Raw genomic sequence first — 23,537 nt, 5'->3', positions numbered from 1 at the left:
GCCCGACCGGCCGGAGGCCGGGGCGCCTCCCTCCTATCCGCCCGGGCGCCGCGCCTGCACCCGGCCCCCGGGGACGGCGTGCCGCCGCCGGCACGACGTCGCGCCGTGCGCGGCCGCAGCCAACACGGCCGCAGAAAGGAGGGCGCCCCGCGGCCCCGGGCGCCCTCTGAAGCGCCGCAGCCTTGATCCCCAGGCCGCGGGCGCGGGCGAGGGCCGCGGCGAGGCCTGGCTGCCGGCGGGCGGAACAATCCCACCGGTGGCGGATTGAGCCTCCAGGTGGATGTCCCGGGACGGGGTGATGCCGTGACGATGGCTGCTGACGGGAGCGCGCCCGGTGCGGCGCGTGCGCTATGGGCGAGCACGCTCGCCTTCACGGTCTGCTTCGCCGTCTGGACCATCTTTTCGATCATCGGGCTTGGCCTGAAGGCGGAGCTGGGCCTCACCGAGACCCAGTTCGGGCTGCTGGTCGGCACCCCTGTGCTGACGGGCTCGCTGGTCCGCCTCGTGCTCGGGATCTGGTCGGACCAGATCGGCGGGCGGCGGGTCTTCGCCGTCGTGATGGCGCTCGCCGCGATCGCCACCTTCCTGGTCTCCCGTGCGGAGACCTATCCGCAGCTGCTCGCCGCGGCGCTGGGGGTGGGCCTGGCCGGCGGCGCCTTCGCGGTCGGCGTCTCCTACGTCTCCAGGTTCTATCCGCGGGAACGGCAGGGTGCGGCGCTCGGCGTCTTCGGCGCCGGGAACGTCGGCGCGGCGGTCACCAAGTTCCTGGCTCCCTTCGTCATGGTGGCGTTCGGGTGGGAAGCCGTGGCGCAGATCTGGGCGGGCGTGCTGCTGCTGACCGCGGTCCTCTTCTTCCTGTCGACCAAGGAAGACCCCGACCTTGCCCGCCGCCGGTCGGCGGGCGTAAAGCCGGAGCCGTTCCTGGCGCAGCTGAAGCCGCTGGCCAACATCCAGGTCTGGCGCTTCGCGCTCTACTACTTCTTCGTCTTCGGGGCCTTCGTGGCCCTGGCGCTGTGGCTGCCGCGCTACCTGGTCGGCGTCTACGGCCTGGACGTGAAGGCGGCGGGCATGCTGGCCGCCTTCTACTCGGTGCCGGCCAGCCTGTTCCGCATCTACGGCGGGCGGCTCTCCGACCGCTATGGCGCGCGAAAGGTCCTCTACTGGACGTTCGGCGTGTCGGCGCTCTGCACCTTCATGCTGTCCTACCCGCCGACCGACTATGTGATCCACGGCGTCCAGGGGCCGATCGCCTTTTCCACGTCCATGGGCCTGGTCCCCTTCGTCGTCACCATCTTTGTCCTGGGGTTCTTCATGAGCCTCGGCAAGGCCGCGGTCTTCAAGCACATCCCGGTCTACTATCCGCAGCATGTGGGCGCCGTGGGCGGCGTGGTCGGCATGGTTGGCGGGCTGGGCGGTTTCGTGCTGCCGCTGGTGTTCGGGGTGCTGAACGACCTCACGGGCGTGTGGACCAGCTGCTTCTTCCTGCTCTTCCTGCTGGTGGGCACGGCGCTTGCCTGGATGCACGTCGCAGTGCGCCGGATGGAGATCCGGTCCGGCGCCCCGCCCGAGGCGTTGCCGGAGCTGCCGGAGATGGAGGCGATCCATGACCCGGCCCGCGTCGGTCCCGGCCCGCAGCCGCTCGCGGCCGGAGGCGCCGCGCCCCTGCGGCGCCCCCCCATCACGGAGTGGCGGCCCGAGGATCCGGTGTTCTGGCGCGCGGCGGGGCGCCCGGTGGCCCGCCGCAACCTCTGGATCTCCACCTATTGCCTGCTGCTCGCCTTCGCCGTCTGGATGGTGTGGAGCGTGGTGGTCGCGCGCCTGCCTGCCGTGGGCTTCCGCTTCACGCCCGACCAGCTGTTCTGGCTGGCGGCGCTGCCGGGGCTTTCCGGCGCGACGCTCCGGATATTCTACGCCTTCCTCGTGCCGATCTTCGGCGGGCGGCTGTGGACCACCCTGTCCACCGCCTCCCTGCTGGTTCCGGCCTTCGGCATCGGCTATGCGGTCCAGGATCCCGGCACGCCCTACCTGATCTTCGTGGTCCTGGCCCTGCTGTGCGGCCTGGGCGGCGGCAATTTCGCCTCGTCCATGGCCAACATCAGCTTCTTCTTCCCCAAGGCGGAGAAGGGCTCGGCGCTCGCCCTGAACGCCGGCCTGGGCAACCTGGGCGTCAGCATCATGCAGTTCGTGGTGCCGATCGCCGTCACGCTCGCCCTCTTCGGGGCGCTCGGCGGCGAGGGGCAGACCACCGGCGCCGGGGAGCGCGTCTGGATGCAGAATGCGGGCTTCCTGTGGGTCCCGTTCGTCATCGCCGGCGCCATCCTGGCCTGGTTCGGCATGGACGACCTGGCCAGCGCCCGGGCCTCCTTCGCCGAACAGGCGACCATCTTCCAGCGGCCGCACACCTGGCTGATGTGCTGGCTGTACACCGGCACCTTCGGCTCCTTCATCGGCTTCTCGGCCGGGTTCCCGCTGCTGGCCAAGCTCGCCTTCCCCGAGGTGGAGTCCCTCCGCTACGTGTTCCTCGGGCCCCTGGTGGGCGCGGCGTCGCGGGCCGGCACCGGCTGGCTCGCCGACCGCTACGGCGGCGGGCGGATCACCCTCGTCGTCTTCCTGGGCATGATCGCCGCGGTCGCGGGGATGGTCTGGTTCCTCCACGCCGGCTCGTTCTGGGGCTTCTTCGGCATGGTCATGCTGCTGTTCTTCTTCAGCGGCGTCGGCAACGCCTCCACCTTCCAGATGATCCCGGCGATCTGGCGCGAGACGGTCGGGCGGACGACCCCTCCGGGCGTCGCCGACCGCGAGGCGGCCGCGGTGATCGGCTTCACCTCGGCCATCGCCGCCTTCGGCGCCTTCTTCATCCCCAAGGCCTATGGCGCGTCGATCGCCGGCACCGGCGCCGCCGACGCGGCCCTCTGGGGCTTCCTCGGCTTCTACGTGACCTGCGCCGTGCTGACCTTCGCTGTCTACACGCGCCCGGGCGGCCTGCTGCATGACGTGGAGCGCCGCCGCTCGCCTGTTCCCCCCACGACCGTCCCTGCCCCGGAAGGAAGCCGATGAGCCATCTCCTGGACCGCCTGACCTATTTCCAGCGGGAGAAGGAATCCTTCTCCGACGGCCATGGGATGACCACCCGCGAGGACCGCAGCTGGGAGGACGCCTACCGGAAGCGCTGGGCGGCGGACAAGATCGTGCGCTCGACCCATGGGGTGAACTGCACAGGCTCCTGCTCGTGGAAGATCTATGTGAAGGGCGGCATCGTCGCCTGGGAGACCCAGCAGACCGACTATCCGCGCACGCGGCCCGACCTGCCCAACCACGAGCCCCGCGGATGCCCGCGCGGGGCCAGCTACAGCTGGTACCTCTATTCCGGAGCGCGGCTGAAGTACCCGCTGGTCCGCGGCCGGCTGCTGCGCCACTGGCGCGAGGCGCGCAAGTCCCTGAGCCCCGTCGCCGCCTGGCGCTCGATCGCCGAGGCGCCCGACAAGCGCCAGGACTGGGTCAGCCGGCGCGGCCGCGGCGGCTTCGTCCGCGTCGGCTGGGACGAGGCCAACGAGATCATCGCCGCGGCCAACGCCTACACGATCCGCAAGTACGGGCCCGACCGGGTCGCCGGCTTCTCGCCGATCCCCGCCATGTCGATGATCTCCTACGCCGCGGGCAGCCGCTACCTGTCCCTGATCGGCGGCGTGCCGCTCAGCTTCTACGACTGGTACTGCGACCTGCCGCCGTCGTCCCCGCAGACCTGGGGCGAGCAGACCGACGTGCCGGAGTCCGCCGACTGGTACAATTCGGGGTTCCTGATCGTCTGGGGCTCCAACATCCCCATGACCCGCTCGCCCGACGCCCACTTCTACACCGAGGTGCGCTACCGCGGCGCCCGCAGCGTGGTGGTCGCGCCCGACTTCAACGAGGCGGCCAAGTTCTCCGACCTCTGGCTGCACCCCAAGCAGGGCACCGACTCCGCCCTGGCGTTGGCCATGGGCCACGTGATCCTGCGCGAGTTCCACCTCGCCAGGCAGACGCCCTATTTCGACGACTACATCCGCAAGTACTCCGACCTCCCGTTGCTCGTGCGGCTGGTCCAGAGGAACGGCCGCTACGTCGCCGACCGGATGCTGCGGGCCGACGACTTCCCCGACGCGCTCGGCGAGGCGAACAAGCCGGACTGGAAGACGGTCGGCATCGACCAGGCCTCGGGCCAGCCGGTCTGCCCCACGGGCTCGGCCGGCCACCGCTGGGGCGACAAGGGCAAGTGGAACCTGGAGCAGAAGGACGGCCAGGGCCGCGACATCCACCTGCAGCTGACCCTGGCGGAGGCCCATGACGAGATCGTCCCGGTCGACTTCCCCTATTTCGGCGGCGACGCGCCGACCAGCTTCGTGGCCACCGACCACCCCGACGTCCTGCCCCGCAACGTGCCCGCCCGCCGGCTGGCGCTGAAGGACGGCGAGGGCCTGGTGGCCACGGTCTTCGACCTGTTCTGCGCCAATTACGGGCTCGACCGCGGGTTCGGCGGCGAGAACGTCGCCAAGAGCTACGACGACGACGTGCCGTTCACCCCGGCCTGGGCCGAGCGGATCACGGGCACGCCGCGGGAGGCGATCATCTCGGTCGCCCAGCAGTTCGCCGAGAACGCGGAGAAGACCCGCGGCCGGTCGATGGTCATCGTCGGGGCGGGTATCAACCACTGGTACCACATGGACATGACCTACCGCGGCATCATCAACATGCTGGTGCTGTGCGGGTGCGTCGGCCAGTCGGGCGGCGGCTGGGCCCACTATGTCGGCCAGGAGAAGCTGCGGCCGGCGACCGGCTGGCTCCCGCTGGCCTTCGCGCTGGACTGGATCCGCCCGGTCCGCCAGCAGAACGCCACCTCGTTCTGGTACGCCCACACCGACCAGTGGCGCTACGACAGCCTGCGGATGACCGACATGCTGTCGCCGACCGCCGCGGAGGGGACCTGGCCGACCAGCGCCATCGACTGGAACGTCAAGGCCGAGCGGATGGGCTGGCTGCCCTCGACCCCGGCGCTGGAGCGGAACACCCTCGACCTCGGCCGCCAGCTGCACGAGAGCGGCGAGGACCCCGGCGCCTGGACCGCCGCGGCCTTGAAGAGCGGCGAGCTCAAGATGAGCTGCCACGACCCCGACAACCCGGTGAACTGGCCGCGCAACATCTTCTTCTGGCGCTCCAACGTCCTGGGCGCGAGCGGCAAGGGCCACGAGTACTTCCTGAAGCATCTCGTCGGGTCCCTGCACGGGGTGATCGGCGACGACCTGTCGGCCACCGGCGGGGCGAAGCCGGAGGAGGTCGCCTGGCACGAGACCGCGCCCACCGGGAAGATGGACCTGATGGTGAGCATCGACTTCCGGCTCTCCACCACCGCCCTCTACGCCGACATCGTGCTCGCCTCGTCCACCTGGTACGAGAAGCACGACCTCAACACCTCCGACATGCACCCCTTCATCCACCCGCTGACGGCGGCGGTAGACCCCTTGTGGGACTCCAAGACCGACTGGGAGATCTTCCGCGGCATCGCCAGGACGTTCTCCGAGGTGTGCCCGGAGGTTCTGGGCGTCGAGCACGACCTGATGCTGACGCCGATCCAGCACGACGCCGCCGAAGAGCTCGCCCAGACCCATGAGGTGAAGGACTGGGGCAAGGGCGAGTGCGAGCCGATCCCCGGCGTCACCATGCCGAAGGTCAGCCTGGTGGAGCGCGACTACCCCAACACCTACGCCCGCTTCACCGCCATCGGGCCGTTGCTGGAGGCGAAGGGGAACGGCAGCAAGGGCCTGGTGTGGAACACCGAGGTCGACGTGAAGCACCTGGCGGCGCTGAACGGCACGGTCCCCGAGGGCCCGACCAAGGGACGGCCCCGGGTGCTCACCGACATCGACGCCTGCGAGACCATCCTGATGCTGGCGCCCGAGACCAATGGCGACGTGGCCATGCGGGCCTGGGCCGCGCTCAGCGAGTTCACCGGTCGCGAGCACGCCCACCTGGCGGAGGGCAAGCAGGACGAGAAGATCCGTTTCCGCGACGTCGCCGCCCAGCCGCGGAAGATCATCTCCTCGCCCACCTGGTCGGGAATCGAGTCCGAGGAGGTCTGCTACAACGCCGGCTGGACCAATGTGCACGAGCTGATCCCCTGGCGGACGCTCAGCGGGCGCCAGCAGCTCTACCAGGACCATCCGTGGATGCGGGCGTTCGGCGAGGAGCTCTGCACCTGGCGCCCGCCCATCGACACCCGCTCCTACCAGTCGGTGGTGGGGCAGCTGCCGAACGGCAACGCCGAGATCGTGCTGAACCTGGTCACCCCGCACCAGAAGTGGGGGATCCACTCCACCTACTGCGAGAACCTGATCATGCTGTCGCTGAGCCGCGGCGGCCCGACGGTGTGGATCAGCGAGGCGGACGCGGAGAAGGCCGGGGTCTGCGACAACGACTGGATCGAGGCCTTCAACGTCAACGGCGCGCTCACCGCCCGGGCCATCGTGTCCCAGCGCGTGCCCGAGGGCCTGGCGATCATGTACCACGCCCAGGAGAAGCTGGTCGGGACCATCGGCTCGGAGATCACCGGCCAGCGCGGCGGGATCCACAACTCGGTCACCCGCATCAACATGAAGCCCACCCACATGATCGGCGGCTACGCCCAGCTGGCCTACGGCTTCAACTACTACGGCACGGTCGGGGCCAACCGGGACGAGTTCATCATCGTGCGGAAGATGAGCCAGCTGAACTGGTTCGACAAAGCCGCCGCCCAGTCCGAGCAGGAGGCGAAAGTCTGATGAAGGTCCGCGCGCAAGTCTGCATGGTGCTGAACCTCGACAAGTGCATCGGGTGCCATACCTGCTCGATCACCTGCAAGAACGTGTGGACCAACCGGGAAGGCGTCGAATACGTCTGGTTCAACAACGTCGAGAGCAAGCCGGGCATCGGCTACCCGAAGGACTGGGAGAACCAGAGCCGCTGGAAGGGCGGGTGGGTGCGCAAGGCCAACGGCCGCATCGAGCCGCGCATCGGGGCCAAGTGGCGGATCCTGTCGAAGATCTTCGCCAATCCCGACCTGCCCGAGATCGACGACTTCTACGAACCCTACACCTTCGAATACGAGTGGCTGGAGAAGGCCCCCGAGCTGCAGGCCCAGCCCACCGCCAAGCCGCGGTCGCTGATCACCGGCGAGGTGATGAAGAAGGTCGAGTGGAGCGGCAACTGGGAGGACGACCTGGGCGGCGAGTTCTCCAAGCGCTCCCAGGACTACAACTTCGAGGGCGTGCAGAAGGAGATCTACGGCCAGTTCGAGAACACCTTCCTGATGTACCTGCCCAGGCTGTGCGAGCACTGCCTGAACCCCTCCTGCCTCGCCGCCTGCCCCTCGGGCGCGATCTACAAGCGCGCCGAGGACGGCATCGTGCTGATCGACCAGGAACGCTGCCGCGGCTGGCGCATGTGCGTCTCGGCCTGCCCCTACAAGAAGGTCTATTACAACTGGTCCTCGGGTAAGTCGGAGAAGTGCATCTTCTGCTTCCCGCGCATCGAGGCGGGACAGCCCACGGTGTGCTCGGAGACCTGCGTCGGCCGCATCCGCTACCTCGGCGTGATCCTCTATGACGCCGACCGGATCAAGGAAGCCGCCAGCGTCGAGGACCCCAAGGACCTCTACCCGGCCCAGCTGTCGGTCTTCCTGAACCCCAATGACGTGGCGGTGCAGGAGCAGGCGCGCCGCGACGGGGTGCCGGAGACCTGGATCGAGGCGGCCACCCGCTCGCCGATCTGGAAGATGGCGTTCGAGTGGAAGGTCGCATTCCCTCTGCACCCGGAATACCGGACCCTGCCAATGGTCTGGTACGTGCCGCCGCTGTCGCCGATCCAGTCGGCGGCCGAGGCCGGCAAGATGACCGTCAACGACGGCATGCCGGACGTCCGTTCGCTCCGCATCCCGCTGCGCTACCTGGCCAACCTGCTGACCGCCGGCGCGGAGGAGCCGATCGCCCAGGCGCTGGAGCGCATGCTCGCCATGCGGGCCTACATGCGGGCGAAGACCCTCGAGGGCGTGATCGACGAAGGCATCGCCGGCAAGGTCGGCCTCACCGGCGCGGTGATCGAGGAGATGTACCGCTACATGGGGCTGGCGGCCTACGAGGACCGCTACGTCATCCCGACCACCCATCGGGAGGACGCGGAGGACGCCTACTGGCTGCGCGGCGCCGCCGGCTTCGCCTTCCGCGAGGGGTCCAACGGCACGACCAAGGCCGACCTGTTCGGACGGCGGCAGCAGACCCCCCGCAAGAAGTACATGGACATCCCCTCATGAGCCGGACCCTAAAGGCGCTTTCGCTCCTGCTGTCGTATCCGACCGAGGAGCTGAAGGCGGGCGCCGGCGAACTGCGGGCGGCGATCACCGAGGAGCGGGCGCTGAAGCCCAGGACGCGCTACGCCCTGGATCCGCTCTTCGAGGAATTCGCCCGCGACGAGCTGATCGACCTGCAGGGCCGCTACGTGGACCTGTTCGACCGCACCCGGTCGCTGTCGCTGCACCTGTTCGAACACGTGCACGGGGAAAGCCGGGAGCGCGGCCAGGCGATGATCGACCTGCGCGAGACCTATCTCGGCCAGGGCTTCCGGATGACGCCCGAGGAGCTGCCGGACTACCTGCCGGCCTTCCTCGAGTTCGCGTCCCTGTTGCCGCCCCGGGAGGCCCGGGAGATGCTGGCCCAGCCGGCGCACGTCTTCCACGGCCTCTTCGAGCGCCTGGCCAAGCGCCGGACGCCGTACGGCGCGGTGCTGCAGGCGCTGATCGAGCTCTCCGGCGGGCGGGTCGATCCCGAGGCGCTGGAGGACCTGCGGCGACAACCTGACCCGAGCGCCGACGACTTCGTGGCGGTGGACGCCGCCTGGGAGGAAGCGCCGGTGAAGTTCGGCCCCGAGACGCCCGAGCCGACCGGCTTCGTGGCCAAGCTCAGGGCGTGGAAACGTCCGGCGGACCGGCCGCCGGCCGAGAGCTGAGGGAGCGCGCGATGCAGGCCTTCATCAATCAACTCGCCTTCGGCTGGTTTCCCTACCTCGCCATCACCGTGCTCATCGTCGGCAGCATCTTCCGCTTCGACAAGGCGCAGTACACCTGGCGTTCGCAGTCCAGCCAGTTCCTGCGCCGGAAGCAGATGATGCTGGGCTCCAACCTCTTCCACATGGGCGTGCTGGTCCTGCTGGGCGGCCACTTCGTGGGCCTGCTGACGCCGATCAACGTCTTCGACGCCATCGGCATCGAGCACGGCTTCAAGCAGCGGGCGGCCCTGATCGTCGGCGGCGCGGCGGGGATCATGGCGTGGATCGGCGCCACGCTCCTGCTGCACCGGCGCCTGTTCGACGCCCGCATCCGGCGCAGCTCGCACTGGACGGACATCGCCGTGCTCCTGCTGCTCTGGCTGCAGCTGTCGCTCGGGCTCGCCACCACCTACTGGACGATCCAGCACCTGAACGGCGAGGAGATGCTGCTCTTCATGGGCTGGGCCAACGGCCTGCTGACCTTCAATCCCAACGCCGCCGACCTGATCGTCGACGCGGCGCTGGTCTACAAGCTGCACATCATCCTGGGCCTGACGCTCTTCCTGGTGACGCCGTTCAGCCGGCTGGTGCACATCTGGAGCATCCCGCTCTTCTTCCTGATCCGCCCGGGCTACCAGCTGGTCCGCACGCGCGGATCGGTGAAGCAGCCGCAGCCGGCCTCGCTGTCGCACGGTGTCGCGGGCTCGGCCCCCAGCTACGGCGGCCCGGTGGTCCAGCGGGCGGCCGTGGAGGAGAGCCAATGAGTGACGTGCGGTTCGTCCTCACCACCTCGCGCGGCGGCGCAGCCCCGCGCCCCCCGCCGCCGGCCCCGGAGCCGCCGCCGCAACCGGCCAGGAGCAGCCGCGGCGGATGCGGCGGCGCGCCCGTGGGCCGGCCGCTGATGCCGGTCGTGCGCGTCAACGGGGTGGAGATCGAGCCCGAGGCGATCGCCCAGGAGACGCAGAACCATCCGGGGGCCGACGCGCAGGCCTCCTGGGAGGCCGCGGCCCGGGCGCTGGTGGTGCGCGAGCTGCTGCTGACCGACGCCCGGGTCCGGGGCCTCACCCCCGATCCTGAGTCCGTCGGCGACGGCCGCTACGAGACCCCCGAGGAGAGCCTGGTCCGCCAGGCGCTGGAGGCGGCTGTCGAGCCCGGTGAACCGTCGGACGAGGAATGCCGCCGGGTCTACGAGGGGCTGCAGGCGCGGTTCGTGACCCCGACGCTGTTCGAGCCGGCCCACATCCTGATCGAGCCGGGCGGCGACGACGCCGCGGCCTGGTCCGAGGCCGAGGCGGAGGCGCGGGCGATCATCGAGCTCGTCGGCGACAGCCGGCCCGCCTTCGCCGAGGCCGCCGCGGCGCGTTCGGCCTGCCCGACCAAGAACCAGGGCGGCTCGCTCGGCCAAATCCGGCGCGGCGAGCTGGTGGAGGAGGTGCAGAACGCGATCGAGGCGCTCGCCGAGGGCGAGACCCGGGCCGAGCCGGTCCGCTCGCGGTTCGGCTGGCACGTGGTGCGCCTGGAGCGGAAGATCCCCGGCCGCGCCCTGCCGTTCGAGGTGGTCCATGACCGCATCCGCGACATGCTGGAGGCCCGCGCCTGGGCGATCGGCGCGGCCCAGTACGTGGCCGAACTGGCCGACGCCGCGCAGATCGAGGGCGTGCAGGTGACGCCCCCCGACGCCGGCTTCGGCTCCTGCGCGGACGGGACCGGATGCTGACGCTGGGCGAACTCCTGGCCGCCTCGCGGCGGTCGGCGGCGGCGCTGGACCTGGCCGCCCTGCCCGAGCCGCTGGGCCGGAAGCTCGCGGCGGCGGCGGAGCGCGAGCAGGTCGCGCCCGGGGACTTCCTGCGGATGGCGGTGGCCGATTTCGCCGACTATGCGGGCGCCGAGGACTGGACGCACCTCATGTCGCGGCTGCGGGACCGGCAGGACGCCGGCTGGGCCTGCCTGCAGACCATGCTGGAATGGCGGCTCGCCCAGGCCGGTCCAGCGCCGGCGGAGGAGCCGGAGACGGAAAGGGAGCCCTCATGACAAATTCCGAACCCACGGGCGGCGGCGACAGGCCGGGGCTCAACCCGGACCTGAAGCGCTCCGTCGACAGCGGCTATTCGGATGAGATGCACGGCAGCGAACCGCTCGCCAAGGTCTCGGTGAAGGAGGGGGCGCCGGCGGTCTGGCCGACCCTCTGGGCGGTCGTCACCATCGCCCTGATCCTGCTGACGATCTGGTTCGTGCTCTAGGGAGCCGTCGAAGAACCACAACGGACAGCGCCCACGCTGTGGACGTAGCAACTCGCCCTCCCACTTTGGCGAGAACGGACCTCGAGCTTCCCCCGTCCCCGAACTCGCTTTCCCAGTGCGCCTATTCCGCTGCGTGGGCGACGCTTGCGCTAGCCCAGAGGTGGGCCCGGTAGCTCTCGAAGCACTGCTCGCCGGCCACCAGGCGCATGATGGCGCCCTCCGCGATGTACTTCGCGCAATCCGGGTTCTCCTCGACCAGCGGGACCAGGGCCTCGGCGTTCCAGGCCTTGGAGTGCTCGATGTCGAGCTGGGCGTGGAGGACGAAGTACTTGCGCTGCTCCGGCGGGCAACCAAGGCGCTTGAGGCCCTCGGCCACGGCGCCCACCGGGTCGGGGCGGTGAGCTCCACGGCGCCGAGCGCGCCGATCGACTGATAGGCGTAGCGGCGGGTCGTGGCGAAGGCGGTGAGCGTGTTGGCCAGGCACAGGGACTGCCAGCAGGTGCCCTCGATGGTCGGCTTCAGGCCCAGGCCCTGGACCGTGCGGTCGAGCATCGGGCCGTGCATGCCGCCCATGTGGCCGCGGCCCATCTCGTCCCAGTAGTTGCGGGCCAGCTCCATCTTCGGGCGGGCGGACAGCTTCACCTGGGTCATGGCCACGAGGTCGTCGAAGCCCGCCTCGCCGGCGGCCTCCTGGGTAAGGAACCACTTCATCTGCTCGAGGTCGGCGTCGGCCTCGAGCCAGGCGAACAGGGGGTCGTACTGGCCGGGACCGTTGTCCTTCAGCGCCTCGAACCAGGCTATGAAGCCCTCCGGATCGGAGGGGACGTCGGCGACCAGCGGCTGGACGTGGGCCCGGAAGGCCTCGACGAAGGCGCCCTCCAGGCGCAGCATCCGCTGGTTGGCGCTGAGCTCGCCCTGCCAGTCCTCGTGCGGCGTCGCCACCGCCAGGCGGCGGCGGTTCCACTGGGCCAGGCCCGTGTGCAGCATCTGCGGTGTTGGGAAGGCCGGCGTGCAAACGCCGAGGCACGTGAGCATGAGGCCCGTCATGGACAAGGTTGCTGTTCAGAAAAGCCTGACCGGCACTGTGGTTCCGACCCGAGGGGGAAGTGTCGGAGCGTCGACACAACCGTCCGCCGCAGCTATGGTCGGGTGTGTCCGCCGAACCGTTCTATACCTTGGTGGGCCGTCGGCTGGACGGCTCTTCACCGCATGTCGAGCTGGTGGAAGCGCCGAGCCCCGAGGCGGTGGCCGCCATAGCTCGGAAGTGGCTGCGGGAGCATCGCAGCTGCCACGCCGTAGAGATCCTGCACAAGGGAAGTCTTGTGGCGGAGCTGAACATGCGGGAGCTCCGTCAGGAGGAGTAGGCGGGTGGCGCGCCTCGCCGCACAATCGCCCTTTGTAGGCACAAGAAGACCTCGGTCGCCTGCGCGACCGAGGCTGAGGAGGGCGACGCCGGGAACTGTCTTGCGCAGATGCGCACCACCTGCAACGCGCACGCTCCAAGGCGGATCCGTCGGTCTCCGCCAGTGGCTGTTTAGTTCAGGAGCCTGAACAGCACAGAGGCCCCCTCGCGAACCTCGACGAACTCCGCGCTGTCCCGCTCCAGGAGTTCCCGGGCGCGCGTGACAAGCTCGTGTGCCGAACGGCAGGCCACGGGTACGAACCGCAGCTGTCGGCTCCGCTCGGCGACATAGAACTCGTAGACAGCCAGCATCCTGCAAGCATCGGTCGCATCCGCCTGAAGAACACGATCGGGATCAAATTAATGAACGACGTTCGTCCGCCGTCTTGTTTCCGGCCGCACGCCAGAACTCAACTGCGCCGAGAGCTGGCAAGCCTTGGCGCGGTCGGTCCAGGCTTGCGGGCCGCGAGCCCGCGGGGCAGTGGGCAAGAGGGCTCCTGAAGGCAGCAGCGTGAGCGTCACGCCGCCGGGGCCTCCGCTGGCCGTCGTCCGTCCAGCGGTAGCTCCTTGTACTGGTGCGCAATAGATGGAGCAGGACGAACCCGGAGAGTACATCCTCAAGTTCGACGAGTAGGACTCGGTGACCCTCGATGCGTATTCGCTGGTCAGTCGGTTGCACAGGCGGACCGGCGCGGCCGAAATGGCCGACGGGGGCATGTGCGGGGGCTGGGCTGCCGTCTGGCGTGAGGCACCTAGCAGTCACCGTCCGGTCCTGGCGCTTGTCGGTCCACCAAATTGGGAGCCCGCTTCCGCTGCCTTCAAGCGCAGCGCAGGAGATCGTTCATGGCACCCTCCGACACTCAACGGCTGGTCGACGTCGCGGACGTAATCATTGGAATGCGGTTCGGTCTCGCTTTCGGAGCCAAAGGGCGCTCTCGCTCCGTCAAAAGACTGACGAGCAAATGCCGGCAGATCATGGAGCGAATCCCGGCGGCCACGGGGTATCGGGCACGCCGAGATGGGGTGATCAGCCTCTCACTGCAGCGGCGAGAAATGGAGCAGCGCTGGCGCGAACTCTCCTTGACCGTGCAGGGTGCCTGCGTGCGCTGCCCCTTCTACGCTCGTAGGCAGTGTTCCGGCGCTAGGTTCGGCTGAAGGTCAGCTTCTGGTGGCAGAGCCAAGTTCCGCTATCGACCCATCGCAGACGTCCAGAACGTCCGCACCCCAAGCCCCGCATAGGCTCAGCCGATCGATCTAGGACCTGTTCGCAGACGAGTGACAGCGGGCGCTTCAATCGCGGAAACGTCGAGCACGAAGAGCATCAGGCCTGTGTCATCAGTGATGATGAGCTTCATTGATTGCTCGTCCCAGAACTCTCCCGCCTTGTCCCTCAGCACTTCGCCCAGGAGGCGGACAGCCTCGATGCGGGGCGGTGTTGTGGTCAGGCAGTTCCTGACCCCGGCTGTCCACGCCGCTCGGGGTTTCGCCGAAGTGGAAGAAGTAGCGGGGCATCTGGGGCTCCTCGAACGAGGCTCGTCCCCGGACGAACATCAACCTACTGCAATCGTTGAAAGTTGCCGAGAGGCACGCGTGAGCCAATGTCCGCTAGACCCAAGCGCAATCGGCACAAAGCCAAGCTCGGCGTCGGGTTCCCGACATTAACTGCTGCTGGCTGCAACCGCCGTGGGCATGAGTTGGTTGGGCGTGCCGTTATGCCTCGATTTCATTTTCACCAACGCGACGGGCGCAGCTATCCGGACAAGGAAGGCGTCGAGCTGCCGGACATCGGCGGGGCTCGACGAATTGCGCTTCGATCCATGACCGAGCTGCTTCTCGCCCACGAGGTCGAATTCTGGAAAACCGGCGAGTGGGAGATGACCGTGACTGATGAGCGGGGCCTCACGGTGTTGAGCCTCATCTTGTCCGCTACAGAAGGTCCAGTCGCGACCGGGGCACGCCCATCACGCGACGAAGGCGGCAGTGGCCGCTAGCCACCCTCGGCTGACCTTCGAAGCGGCTGCTTCTCGCGTGAAGGAGGGCAGCGGGGCCTACAGGGCTCCAGCGAACTCGTAGCTCTCAGTTGCGTCTGGCGCTGCGCACCTACGCCATTCGACGATAGCCCGCGCAACGGCCCCCTCGCGGCAGCTTCCGAGAACTTCTTTGGCGGATCGGAGGCCAAAGCGCCTGCCGAGCGTTGATCAGAAGTGGGATTCATCCAGGTGGCATGGCCTATCCAGCCGCACCGCGGGAAGCCTCAAATGACGGAAAGACCGCTCGTGCTGTTGGCGGAGGACGAAGCTCTCGTAGCTGACCTCGTGGAGTCGGCGCTTGAAGAAGTGGGGTTCGCGGTCGTTGTGGTAGATTCCGGAGACGCAGCCCTGGCCTGGCTCGGCAGCGACCCGGCGTTTGTCGCCTTGGTGACAGACATTCGGCTGGGACCTGGACTCAACGGGTGGGCCGTTGCGCGCAAGGTTCGGGAGCAGAGACCCGGCTTGCCGGTAGTGTACGTGAGCGGTGACAGCGAGGCTGAGTGGACCTCCCAGGGCGTGCCGGGTAGCGTCCTTGTGCCCAAGCCCTTTGCGCCATGTCAGATCGTCATCGCCATCTCCGGGCTGATCAACGTCTCCAATTCGCCGGCCTAGATAGTTCAGCAGGGATCTCCAAGCCTCTGCACGTCCACCGCGCCTTGGCGAGCTTCCAGAGCTCCGTTTCGCGGCCTAAAGGGCTCCAGAACCCGTGCTACTCACCTGCGTGGCCACTGCGCACCATAGCTATCCCGCGCCGGCGGCGATCCTAAGTCGGGCTTGTGCAGCCGCCCCGACCTGGGTGCGCTAGAGGGGCCCCGCGCCGCGGGAGATAGCTGGATTGTCGCCGTCAATGCGCCAGTCGGCGCCGGCCGATGGGCCCTGCGGGCGGTCGCGCGGCAGATCCGCAGATGCGGCGGGCTGCACCGCAAGCGCGAAGTCGGCGATGAGGCGGTTGTAGAGGTCCGCACGCTCCATGGGGCCGAGGTGGTTCACGCCCTGGACGATGTGGAGTTCGCCCTTGGGCGAGGTGTCCGCGATCTCGCGGCTGGCCTCGAGCTTGGTGACGAGGTCCATGTCACCGCCGATGACCAGCACCGGTCGGCGGAAGCTGGTCATCGCGCCGGTGGCGTCCCAGTGCAGCATGGCGAGGTTGCCCGCGGCCTCAACCGCCGGCGGGTTGCGGGTCGAGAGCAGCGTCACGTGCTCCAGCTGGCTGCGCGTCACGTACCGCCCAAACCCGAAGCGGTGGGCGAGGTGTGACGAGCCGCTGAGGTAGCTCTGCCACTTCGACAGCCAGACGAGCGGATGCAGGATCTTGGTGAGCTTCATGGCAGGCTCGATGACCGGCTTCTGGAGGGCGCGCAGCAGGCCGCTGAAGATCATCGTCCGCAGCGGGTTGGTGTAGGTGGTGTTCAGCAGCACCACCCCGGCGATGCGCTCAGCCAGCTCCGGTCGGTCCCGCACAAGGGTCTGGATCGTCATGCCGCCGATGCTGTGTCCAACGAGGACGACCGGACGCCGGCCCGACGCCTCGAGCAGCGTGGCCAGATCCGCCGCGAAAGCCGGAAGGCCGATGTGGCGCGCCCGGCTCTTACCCAACCCTGGCAGGTCCCAGAACGTGAGATCGAAGCGGTCGCCGAGATCCTCCTTCGCGTAGGACCAGAAGGTGCTGTCCATCCCCCAGCCATGCGTGAAGATGATCGGGGGCCCATCCGCACGGCCGTGTCGCTCCACATACAGGCTCGAGCCGTTCGCCCCGTTGACTTCGTGGCCATTGCCGCGCCGCGGTTCGGTCGGTCGGTGGTCACCGCGGGCAATCAGCGGAAGAACCAGGAAACGGCCCAGGGTGGACCATGCGAGCAGGCCCATACCCGCCCAGAGCCGCCAGTCCTCCCGAACGGTCCGCGGCACGCCCACGGCATCGCGGACCCACTCCCCCTGGTACCAGGTCCACAGGAGATATCCGGCCGCGCCAAGGACCAGGAGGGACAGGAGCGTGGTGAAGAAGCGAATGATCGAGAGAAGTGGCATGGCTGGTCCTACCTGCTGGGCAGAGGCAACCCGCCAGCCGCGCCGGTGTTCCGCCTAACCACCCTTAGCCGACGTTGGTCGCGGGAGGTGGCGTGCCGCCTGCATGGAGGCGCAACTGCAAGCCCGGTGGCATGGATTGTTACCGCTCTCCGCTGGGAGAGGCGGGAACTGGCTGGGTGTTCGCTTCTGAGGGAGCATGGAAGGGGACTTTGGGACTTTCCCGAACAGGCGCCCGAAGACGACCTGGCGCCGGGGCCGGCGGAGCGTCGTTCCGGACCAGGCTCTGAGCCTGTTGAGTGAACGTCCGCGACTAGCGCTCTCTTTCTCGTCCTGCCGGGGCCGGCGCCCGCACGCGCCGCTCACCCGCGTACCGCAAGGCGATCATCAGGAGCCGAGGCTCGATTGGGGCGCCAGCTGTCTCTTCGACCGGAGCGTCTCATCCCGAGTGCGCCGAGCCTCGCGCGCAACTGCACGCCGTAGCAGGGCGAGCCGTCAAGAACGCGCGCCCGTCTGGCGGGGGCTAGCGATGCGCGGACGACCGCTGTTCCCGGCTATTCGCGCCTAAGCTCCCTGAGGGTCGATCCCTGGCTTGGGCAGCCAGTCCACGAGCGCGTGTCTATTCCCCGGGAGCCGCTGGGCGTTCACTTCCCAGCTACGTATCTCGGGGATGTAGAGCATTGCGCGTCCGTCGGTTCGATAGAGTTCGTACAGCACCCCGTTCGGTGACCGCTTCACTGTGCCCGAGTGAGTCTGGAGCATCGTGCTGCCCGTATGGCTTATCGGCAGGCCAGGGCATCCACGGCGGGGATTGCCGACGTGACGAAGCCCGTCCAAGAGAACTCAACTGATCGGGGGCGCGCGCGTTCCGTTCAAGACGCTGCAACGAGGTTACGGCAAACCCAGTCTGCTCGTGCGCGGCGGAACCTGCGGAGGGCTCGCCCCTCCTGGCACGCTGCTACGCCCTTGCTTGCATCGCCTGGCTCGCGCACACCGAGACATGGATCGTGTCGCTGAATATCGGGAAAATGCGGAGCAAGCTGAACGCGCAGCCCTGCGGGCTCAAGACCCGCATGTGCGCGATGAGCTTGAGAAAATCGCGAAGGCTTGGCGTGAGCTGGAAGCCTCTGCGACGGTGGCAAAGAGGCGCGGCATCTAACCAGGAGTCCTGTCGGTGATTGCTGGGGCGATGTCGGACGGCGTCAGCAGCCGCCGAGTTTCGACACCCTCGGTGCGACACTACGGCGAGGGGCCTAGGTGCATCGCACGCGCGGTGCAATCTAGCCAGCGGAGCTGGGCTCAGCGCCCTCAGGGTCGCAAGTGACCCGAGGGAGGCGAGGGGTCAATCCCTTCGGCGGAGCGCGCTAGATACCCTCATCTGCTTCCCAGGAGGCCAAGCTGTGCGGCGGGTGGCCGTTCTCGCGATGCGCGCCTTGGCTTCGCGCTGGGAGCTTTATGGTGCGGTTGCGGGCTCGGCTCTTGCTGTGCCGCTCTGACACCTGGGCCGCCCCTCTAGCCAAGGCTGACAAGCAGCTGCGCCGCCAGGACGAGCAACGCGAACAATATGACAGCTTTGTTCAGCCGCCGACCAGTGCGCCTGGTTGCAGCCTCCATGGCGTTCTCCACGTCTTCACGTGTCACATGGCTTCCCAAGGCGCCAGCCGCTCCAGCCGACGGCGGTCGCGGTCGACACGCTGGTGGAAGGGATGATCGATCTGCTCGCCAGCACCTCAGGTCCCCGCGTTCAGATCCTGCTGGACCTGGCGCCGGATCTGCCCGCCGCCCGGGCTGACGCCAACCAGCTCGAGATGGCGCTGCTGAACCTGGCGGTGAACGCCCGCGACGCGATGCCCAACGGCGGTCAAATCACCATCGCCGCCGCGCCCGTGGACGTCGACACCGGCCACCGGTGCGGTCTCCCGCCGGGCGCCTATGTGCGGCTCACGGCGTCCGACACCGGGATGGCATGGACGAAGAGACCCTGGCCCGCGCCATCGAGCCATTCTTCTCCACCAAGGCGATCCGCAAGGGAACCGGGCTGGGCTTGTCGATGGTGCACGGCCTCGTGGGGCAACTCGGCGGCGCCCTGATGCTGCAGCGTAGACTGGCGGTGGGCTCAACGTTCGAGCTCTGGCTCCCTCTCGCGGCGCATTCCTCCGCGGCGGAACCGACCCCTCGTCACCGAGCGGCTTCCGGACCACGGGCGCCGCGGATCCTGGAGGGCGAGGACCTGCTTCTCGCCGCCGATCAGGTGCAGCCGCTGTCCGTGATCGTCCACGAACTCGCCACCAACGCGGTGAAGTACGGGGCGTTCTCCGTAGACGCGGGCCGGGTGCAGGTCAGCTGGCGCGCGTCGAAGAAGGGCCTCCTCGAGCTGACGTGGCGGGAGACCGATGGCCCCGCGGTGGAGGGGCCCGGGCAGGCCGGCTTCGGATCGCGCCTGCTCAAGGCCCTCCCCAGCCAGCTGCAGGCCAGCCTTGAGGTCGCTTGGCGAAGGGAAGGCCTCACGGTCAGGCTGCACATGGAGCCTCCCCGCGGCGCCGGCTAGGGGACCGATCGGCCCCGTCCCGCGCCCGGCGGGCCGCGGCCCTCGCCTTAAGTTGCTCTACGCCCCCGGCTGCAGGAGCAACGCCCCCGTGCGCACCGGTATGCTGGACGCGGGCGGCGCCTCCTCACAAGGCCGTTCAGGCTGGAGTAGGTTGCGGCTCGGCGAGCCCGGGTCACGCGGGCGGGGACCCGGGCTCCGGGTCTTCGGCGGTTTCGGCGTCTGGCGCGGATTCCTCCGGTCGACGGCGGCGGGCAGGCGCCATGAGCGCCATGACGCCGAGGGTAAGCGCCAGCATACCGCCCCCGATGAGAAGCAACGCCACGTCCCTTGATCTCCACTTCGCCGGTCCGATCATCTCAATAGGCGGCTGGGGTTACGGAATTCCTCATCCCCCGCATTGATGAGCCTACACGATAAACACCGTGGTAATGCCTCCACGTCACAAGTCGCGGCAGCGATAAACTTGCACCGGGAGCTGAGATCTTGAGTTCCGCCCTTTCTTCAGCCGGAAGATCGGTTCTGTCGGCCGCCATCGCCCTCGCGGCCGCCGGTCAGGCTCGGGCGGGCGGCTTCCAGACGCCGGAGCTCTCGGTGCGCGCCATGGGCATGGCCAACGCCGGCGCGGTCGCCCTGGAGGGCGCCGACGTCCTGGCCTGGAATCCCGCCGCCCTTGCGCGCACGGAGCGCCAGGCCGCGGCCGGGGCCATGTTCCGCCAGACGCAGCTGACGCTGACCGACGGCGGCTCGACGATCACCCGACCGGGCCAGCCGACCGGCCCGGTCGGCGGCGCCGCTCGCCTTGAGGATCCGGCGGAGGATTTCCGGGCGCCGGTCCTGGCGTTTTCCGCCCCGGTGGGGGAGCGGCTGGCCGTGGGCTTGGCGGTGACCAAGCCGTTCCACCTGCGGCTGGAATATCCCGCCGACGGCTTCGTCCGGTACGACCTCGACCGCAACCGCATCGAGACGACGGAGGTGCGCGGCGCGGTGGCCTTGCAGGCCACGCCCTGGCTCGACCTTGGCCTCGCTATCGACGCCCAGGAGACCCGGGCCGCGCTCGACGCCGCCTCGCCCAACCTCGCCCCGGCGTCCCCGGACGCCCGGCAGCAGCTCACCGCGAAGGGGTGGGACATCGGCTGGGCCGTGGGCGGGCTCGCCCGTCTGGAGAACCTGACCCTCGGGTTCAGCTACCGCGCTGCGATCAGCCGGGAACTGGACGGCCAGCTTCGCATGACCGGCCTCAGCGGGCCGCTCGCCGCCGCCAATTTCGATGCGCCGGCGCAGGTTGCCTTCTCCACCCCCTGGGTGGTGTCGCTCGGCGGGCGCTGGCAGGCCTCGCCGTCGCTCGCCGTGCACGCCCAGGTCCAGCGCAACGGCTGGAGCCGGTACGACCAGATCGAGCTCGGCTTCGCCGGCCAGAGCGCCGCCATCGAGCAGGCCTATCGCGACACCACCAGCCTCGCCGCCGGCCTCGAATGGCGGGCGGGTCCGGCCTGGACCGTGCGCGCGGGGCTCGCGCACGAGCCGACGCCGACGCCGGACCTGATGCGCGAGCCCGGCGTGCCGGACGCCGACCGCACGACCTGGGCGGTTGGGGCGACCTTCGCGGCCACATCGAGCCTGGACCTGGACGTCGCCTTGGCCTTGGCCGACTTCGCCGACGCCGGGCTGCGGCGCGACCTCGACTTCTACGCCGGCAGCCCTGCGGCCACCGCCGCCAGCATCCGCGGCGACATCGACCGGCAGGAGCTCTCCGCCGGGATCGCCGTCCGCACCCGTTTCTAGCCGCCGCCGACGCGTCGGGGTTGCGTCGCCGCGCGGCTCATTCCTGCTGTATGGGCAGCGTCGGAGCAGGGGGACCCCCGGCGCGTTCCGCCGTCGCGGCCGCGTCGAGCAGCCGGGCGGATGAGCGCCGGGCGGCCGCCGGCGTCAGGGCGATCGCCACCGAGTCAGGGCCCAGGATCACCACGGCGGCGCCCTCCGTCGTCACCTGAAGGCCCTCGTCGTAGAGGTGGTCGGGATCGAGCTTGCTCATGCCAGCGGCAACTTCGGGCGGCTCCCGCGGGTTCCGCCGCCCGTCCGAGGACCCCAGGAGCACCCGTGAGGCGCTAGCGCGCCGTGGCAGTGTCCCGGACCAATGCTCCGCCTGCCCGGAAGCGCTCGATGGCCAGCGAGGCCATCCTTGAGACGAGGCCGATGGCGTCGACCTCGTCCATCGAGGGCCCACGGGACTGGCGATGATACACCGCGAAGGCGCCCAGGATGTCGCCCCCCGGGCGTTCGATCGGGGTCGACCAGCACGCCGCCAGGCCGTGCGCGGCCGCCAGGTCCCTGTAGTCGGTCCAGAGGGGGTCGCGGGCGATGTCGACGACATAGACCGGGTGCCCCAGATACGCCGCAGTGCCGCAGGAGCCCACGCTGGGGCCGATCTCTACGCCGTGGATCTCCCGACTGTAAGAGTCCGGCAGGCGGGGCGCCGCACCGTGCAGCAGACGCGTCCCTGTCTCGTCCAGAAGCAGGATCGAGGTCAGCATGTCGCCCCCGAGTTCGTGCTCCACGATGCGGAGCAGCCCGTCGAGCAGCGCCTCCAGGTCGTCGGCGCACCGGAGTTCGGCCGTCAGGGCCGGGCTCTCGCTCAGGCGAGCGGCAAGGCGCTCCGCAAGTCTCTGGTCCACGCGGGCCTCTTTTCCAGAGCGGGCCAGTATAGCGGCCTGCTTCGGATCCGCCACGGCCGGCGGAGCGGCCCTGGCAAGCCTGATGACTCGCCGCGCCCCGGCGTCTAAGGGGACCTGCCCGGAAGCTGGAGGAGCGCCGCCGCGTGCCGAACGATCCCGTCGAGGCGCTGGTCCTCCGCGCGCGAACCCTGAGCGCCGAGGTTCTGGCGCCGCGCGCCGAGCAGACGGACGCGGAGGCGCTCTGGCCCGCGGAACAGCTGCAGGCGATCGCCGCCGCCGGATTGCTGGGGCTCCACGTGCCACGGCGGCTCGGCGGACACGGGCTGGGCCTGGCCGCGCTGGCCCGGATCGCCGAGGAACTCGCCGTCGGCTGCTCGTCCTCGGCCATGTGCTACGCCATGCACTGCGTCGGCACGGCGGTGATCGCCGCCAAGGCGACGCCGTTCCAGGAGCAGCGGTACCTGGCGCCCATCGCTCAGGGGCGCCACATCACCAGCCTCGCCCTGAGCGAACCCGGGACCGGGGCGAACTTCTACCTGCCGCGCACCACCTTCCGCCGGACCGGCCGCGGCTTCGCCCTGCAGGGCGAGAAGAGCTTCGTGACCAACGGCGGCCACGCGGATTCCTATGTCGTGTCCGCCGTGCTGCGTGACGAGCAGATCGACCCTGGCACCTTCACCTGCCTGCTGGTGGACAGCACCGCGCCGGGGCTTGACTGGGGCCCCCCCTGGGCAGGTTTCGGCATGCGCGGGAACTCCTCGCGCCGCATGATGCTGAACGGCGCCACGCTGCCGCCGGGAAACCTGCTGGGGACTGAGGGCGACCAGGACTGGTATGTCTTCGAGGTGGTCGCGCCCTATTTCCTGGTGGCGATGTCCGGGGTCTACCTCGGGCTCGCCGAGGCGGCGCTCCGCACCGCGGTGTCGCATCTCCAGGCGCGCGTTCACGTGCACACGGGCGAGCCGCTCATGGCGCAGCCGCTGCTCGTGGAGCAGATCGCCGATCTCTGGCGGCTGGTGGCCAGGACCCGACAGTTCGTGGCGCATGCGGCCGGGCTCTGGGACGCCGGCGCGCCGGGCGCGAATGCGGCTCTGTTCGCGGCCAAGGTGGATGTGGCGGAAGCCTGCGTCTCGGCCGCCAACAGCGCGATGATGCTTCTCGGCGGGCGGGGCTACGAGGAGCACGGCAAGGCCGGGCGGCTCCTGCGGGACGCCCAGGCGGCCCATGTGATGGGCCCCACCACCCATATCCTCAAGACCTGGCTCGGGCGCACCGTTCTGGGGCTGCCGCCGTTTTAGGGGAGGGGCGAGCGCTGCTCGGGTCGCGCTGAGGGCGGCAGGATCCCGCCGCGCACGCCACCCCCGAGAAGGGGGGCGCACCTCGTCCTCGTCGTTCAGGCGGAACACCAGGTCGCCGCCCGGCCCTTCGTCGTACTGGCTGCTGACGCGGCTCAGGCCGTGGCGCGCAGGGTTTCCGGCTCGCTGTTGAGGGCCTCGAACTCGGCGTGGCCGACCTCGTAGGCGTCCCTCAGCCGCTGCACCGCGTCGCGGATGTTCTGCGGCGTGTGGTTGG

The 23,537-nt window shown here is 69.3% G+C and carries 21 protein-coding genes and 1 pseudogene; 15 read left to right on the top strand and 7 right to left on the bottom strand.

What is annotated here, in order from left to right; genetic code table 11:
• Positions 1-309 precede the first annotated feature (309 nt).
• The 8 genes from VM685_RS02915 to VM685_RS02880 are packed head-to-tail and all read left to right on the top strand — an operon-like array spanning position 310 to position 11,288.
• Positions 310-3,057: an MFS transporter gene (locus tag VM685_RS02915; RefSeq protein WP_325458614.1), complete on the top strand. Its 2,748-nt coding sequence runs from the start codon at positions 310-312 to the stop codon at positions 3,055-3,057.
• A complete protein-coding gene (locus tag VM685_RS02910; RefSeq protein WP_325458613.1) occupies positions 3,054-6,791 on the top strand; it encodes a nitrate reductase subunit alpha in 3,738 nt (1,245 codons plus the stop codon). Before VM685_RS02915 ends, VM685_RS02910 begins: the two co-directional genes overlap by 4 nt.
• Positions 6,791-8,317, top strand: coding sequence for a nitrate reductase subunit beta (gene narH, locus VM685_RS02905; protein ID WP_325458612.1), 1,527 nt, complete (start codon positions 6,791-6,793; stop codon positions 8,315-8,317). The genes VM685_RS02910 and narH overlap by 1 nt, the downstream gene beginning before the upstream one ends.
• Positions 8,314-9,009 carry a nitrate reductase molybdenum cofactor assembly chaperone gene (gene narJ, locus VM685_RS02900; RefSeq protein ID WP_325458611.1) on the top strand — a complete coding sequence of 232 codons (696 nt, stop codon included), beginning with the start codon at positions 8,314-8,316 and terminating at the stop codon, positions 9,007-9,009. Before narH ends, narJ begins: the two co-directional genes overlap by 4 nt.
• Positions 9,010-9,020: 11 nt before the next feature.
• The gene (gene narI, locus VM685_RS02895; RefSeq protein ID WP_325458610.1) at positions 9,021-9,812 is read left to right on the top strand and encodes a respiratory nitrate reductase subunit gamma; all 792 of its coding nucleotides are present in this window, start codon (positions 9,021-9,023) and stop codon (positions 9,810-9,812) included.
• Positions 9,809-10,765, top strand: a complete 957-nt coding sequence (locus VM685_RS02890) for a peptidylprolyl isomerase (protein WP_325458609.1) — start codon at positions 9,809-9,811, stop codon at positions 10,763-10,765. Before narI ends, VM685_RS02890 begins: the two co-directional genes overlap by 4 nt.
• Positions 10,759-11,079 carry a hypothetical protein gene (locus VM685_RS02885; RefSeq protein ID WP_325458608.1) on the top strand — a complete coding sequence of 107 codons (321 nt, stop codon included), beginning with the start codon at positions 10,759-10,761 and terminating at the stop codon, positions 11,077-11,079. Before VM685_RS02890 ends, VM685_RS02885 begins: the two co-directional genes overlap by 7 nt.
• On the top strand, positions 11,076-11,288 hold the full coding sequence (locus VM685_RS02880) for a hypothetical protein (protein WP_325458607.1): 213 nt from the start codon (positions 11,076-11,078) through the stop codon (positions 11,286-11,288). Before VM685_RS02885 ends, VM685_RS02880 begins: the two co-directional genes overlap by 4 nt.
• A 121-nt stretch (positions 11,289-11,409) precedes the next feature.
• Here the strand turns inward: VM685_RS02880 and VM685_RS02875 are convergent.
• Positions 11,410-11,939, bottom strand: a pseudogene (locus VM685_RS02875) (iron-containing redox enzyme family protein).
• Between the two features lie 527 nt (positions 11,940-12,466).
• On the opposite strand from VM685_RS02875, the gene VM685_RS02870 reads away from it, so the two are divergent.
• The gene (locus tag VM685_RS02870) at positions 12,467-12,652 is read left to right on the top strand and encodes a hypothetical protein (RefSeq protein ID WP_325458606.1); all 186 of its coding nucleotides are present in this window, start codon (positions 12,467-12,469) and stop codon (positions 12,650-12,652) included.
• A gap of 170 nt (positions 12,653-12,822) precedes the next feature.
• On the opposite strand, the gene VM685_RS02865 is transcribed toward VM685_RS02870, so the two are convergent.
• Positions 12,823-13,002 (bottom strand): hypothetical protein, encoded by a 180-nt coding sequence (locus tag VM685_RS02865; RefSeq protein WP_325458605.1) that lies wholly within the window; start codon positions 13,000-13,002, stop codon positions 12,823-12,825.
• Between the two features lie 929 nt (positions 13,003-13,931).
• The gene (locus VM685_RS21010; RefSeq protein ID WP_414693335.1) at positions 13,932-14,114 is read right to left on the bottom strand and encodes a DUF6894 family protein; all 183 of its coding nucleotides are present in this window, start codon (positions 14,112-14,114) and stop codon (positions 13,932-13,934) included.
• Between the two features lie 174 nt (positions 14,115-14,288).
• Between VM685_RS21010 and VM685_RS21005 the strand changes: the two genes are divergently transcribed.
• Both VM685_RS21005 and VM685_RS02855 read left to right on the top strand, forming a co-directional pair.
• The gene (locus VM685_RS21005) at positions 14,289-14,681 is read left to right on the top strand and encodes a DUF6894 family protein (RefSeq protein WP_414693334.1); all 393 of its coding nucleotides are present in this window, start codon (positions 14,289-14,291) and stop codon (positions 14,679-14,681) included.
• Positions 14,682-14,948: 267 nt separating this feature from the next.
• Positions 14,949-15,332: a response regulator gene (locus tag VM685_RS02855; protein WP_325458603.1), complete on the top strand. Its 384-nt coding sequence runs from the start codon at positions 14,949-14,951 to the stop codon at positions 15,330-15,332.
• Between the two features lie 189 nt (positions 15,333-15,521).
• On the opposite strand, the gene VM685_RS02850 is transcribed toward VM685_RS02855, so the two are convergent.
• Complete coding sequence (locus tag VM685_RS02850) at positions 15,522-16,748, bottom strand: alpha/beta hydrolase (RefSeq protein ID WP_325458602.1); 1,227 nt, start codon at positions 16,746-16,748, stop codon at positions 15,522-15,524.
• A gap of 997 nt (positions 16,749-17,745) precedes the next feature.
• On the opposite strand from VM685_RS02850, the gene VM685_RS02845 reads away from it, so the two are divergent.
• Positions 17,746-17,904, top strand: coding sequence for a hypothetical protein (locus VM685_RS02845; RefSeq protein WP_325458601.1), 159 nt, complete (start codon positions 17,746-17,748; stop codon positions 17,902-17,904).
• Positions 17,905-18,475: 571 nt separating this feature from the next.
• Here VM685_RS02845 and VM685_RS02840 read toward each other — a convergent pair.
• Positions 18,476-18,652, bottom strand: a complete 177-nt coding sequence (locus tag VM685_RS02840; protein WP_325458600.1) for a hypothetical protein — start codon at positions 18,650-18,652, stop codon at positions 18,476-18,478.
• Between the two features lie 59 nt (positions 18,653-18,711).
• On the opposite strand from VM685_RS02840, the gene VM685_RS02835 reads away from it, so the two are divergent.
• Both VM685_RS02835 and VM685_RS02830 read left to right on the top strand, forming a co-directional pair.
• Positions 18,712-19,293, top strand: coding sequence for an ATP-binding protein (locus VM685_RS02835; RefSeq protein WP_325458599.1), 582 nt, complete (start codon positions 18,712-18,714; stop codon positions 19,291-19,293).
• A gap of 483 nt (positions 19,294-19,776) precedes the next feature.
• Positions 19,777-21,075, top strand: coding sequence for an OmpP1/FadL family transporter (locus tag VM685_RS02830; protein WP_325458598.1), 1,299 nt, complete (start codon positions 19,777-19,779; stop codon positions 21,073-21,075).
• A 37-nt stretch (positions 21,076-21,112) separates the two neighbouring features.
• Here VM685_RS02830 and VM685_RS02825 read toward each other — a convergent pair whose 3' ends face one another.
• Positions 21,113-21,325, bottom strand: coding sequence for a hypothetical protein (locus tag VM685_RS02825; RefSeq protein ID WP_325458597.1), 213 nt, complete (start codon positions 21,323-21,325; stop codon positions 21,113-21,115).
• 73 nt (positions 21,326-21,398) lie between these two features.
• Positions 21,399-21,965 (bottom strand): GAF domain-containing protein, encoded by a 567-nt coding sequence (locus VM685_RS02820; protein ID WP_325458596.1) that lies wholly within the window; start codon positions 21,963-21,965, stop codon positions 21,399-21,401.
• 143 nt (positions 21,966-22,108) lie between these two features.
• Between VM685_RS02820 and VM685_RS02815 the strand changes: the two genes are divergently transcribed.
• Positions 22,109-23,263, top strand: coding sequence for an acyl-CoA dehydrogenase family protein (locus tag VM685_RS02815; protein WP_325458595.1), 1,155 nt, complete (start codon positions 22,109-22,111; stop codon positions 23,261-23,263).
• Positions 23,264-23,537: the final 274 nt, after the last annotated feature.

Origin of the sequence: Phenylobacterium sp. (assembly GCF_035539035.1) — a bacterium.
Taxonomy (GTDB): Bacteria; Pseudomonadota; Alphaproteobacteria; order Caulobacterales; family Caulobacteraceae; genus Phenylobacterium.
Note: the sequence above shows the minus strand (reverse complement) of the source record. Positions and strands in the feature narration are given on the sequence as shown.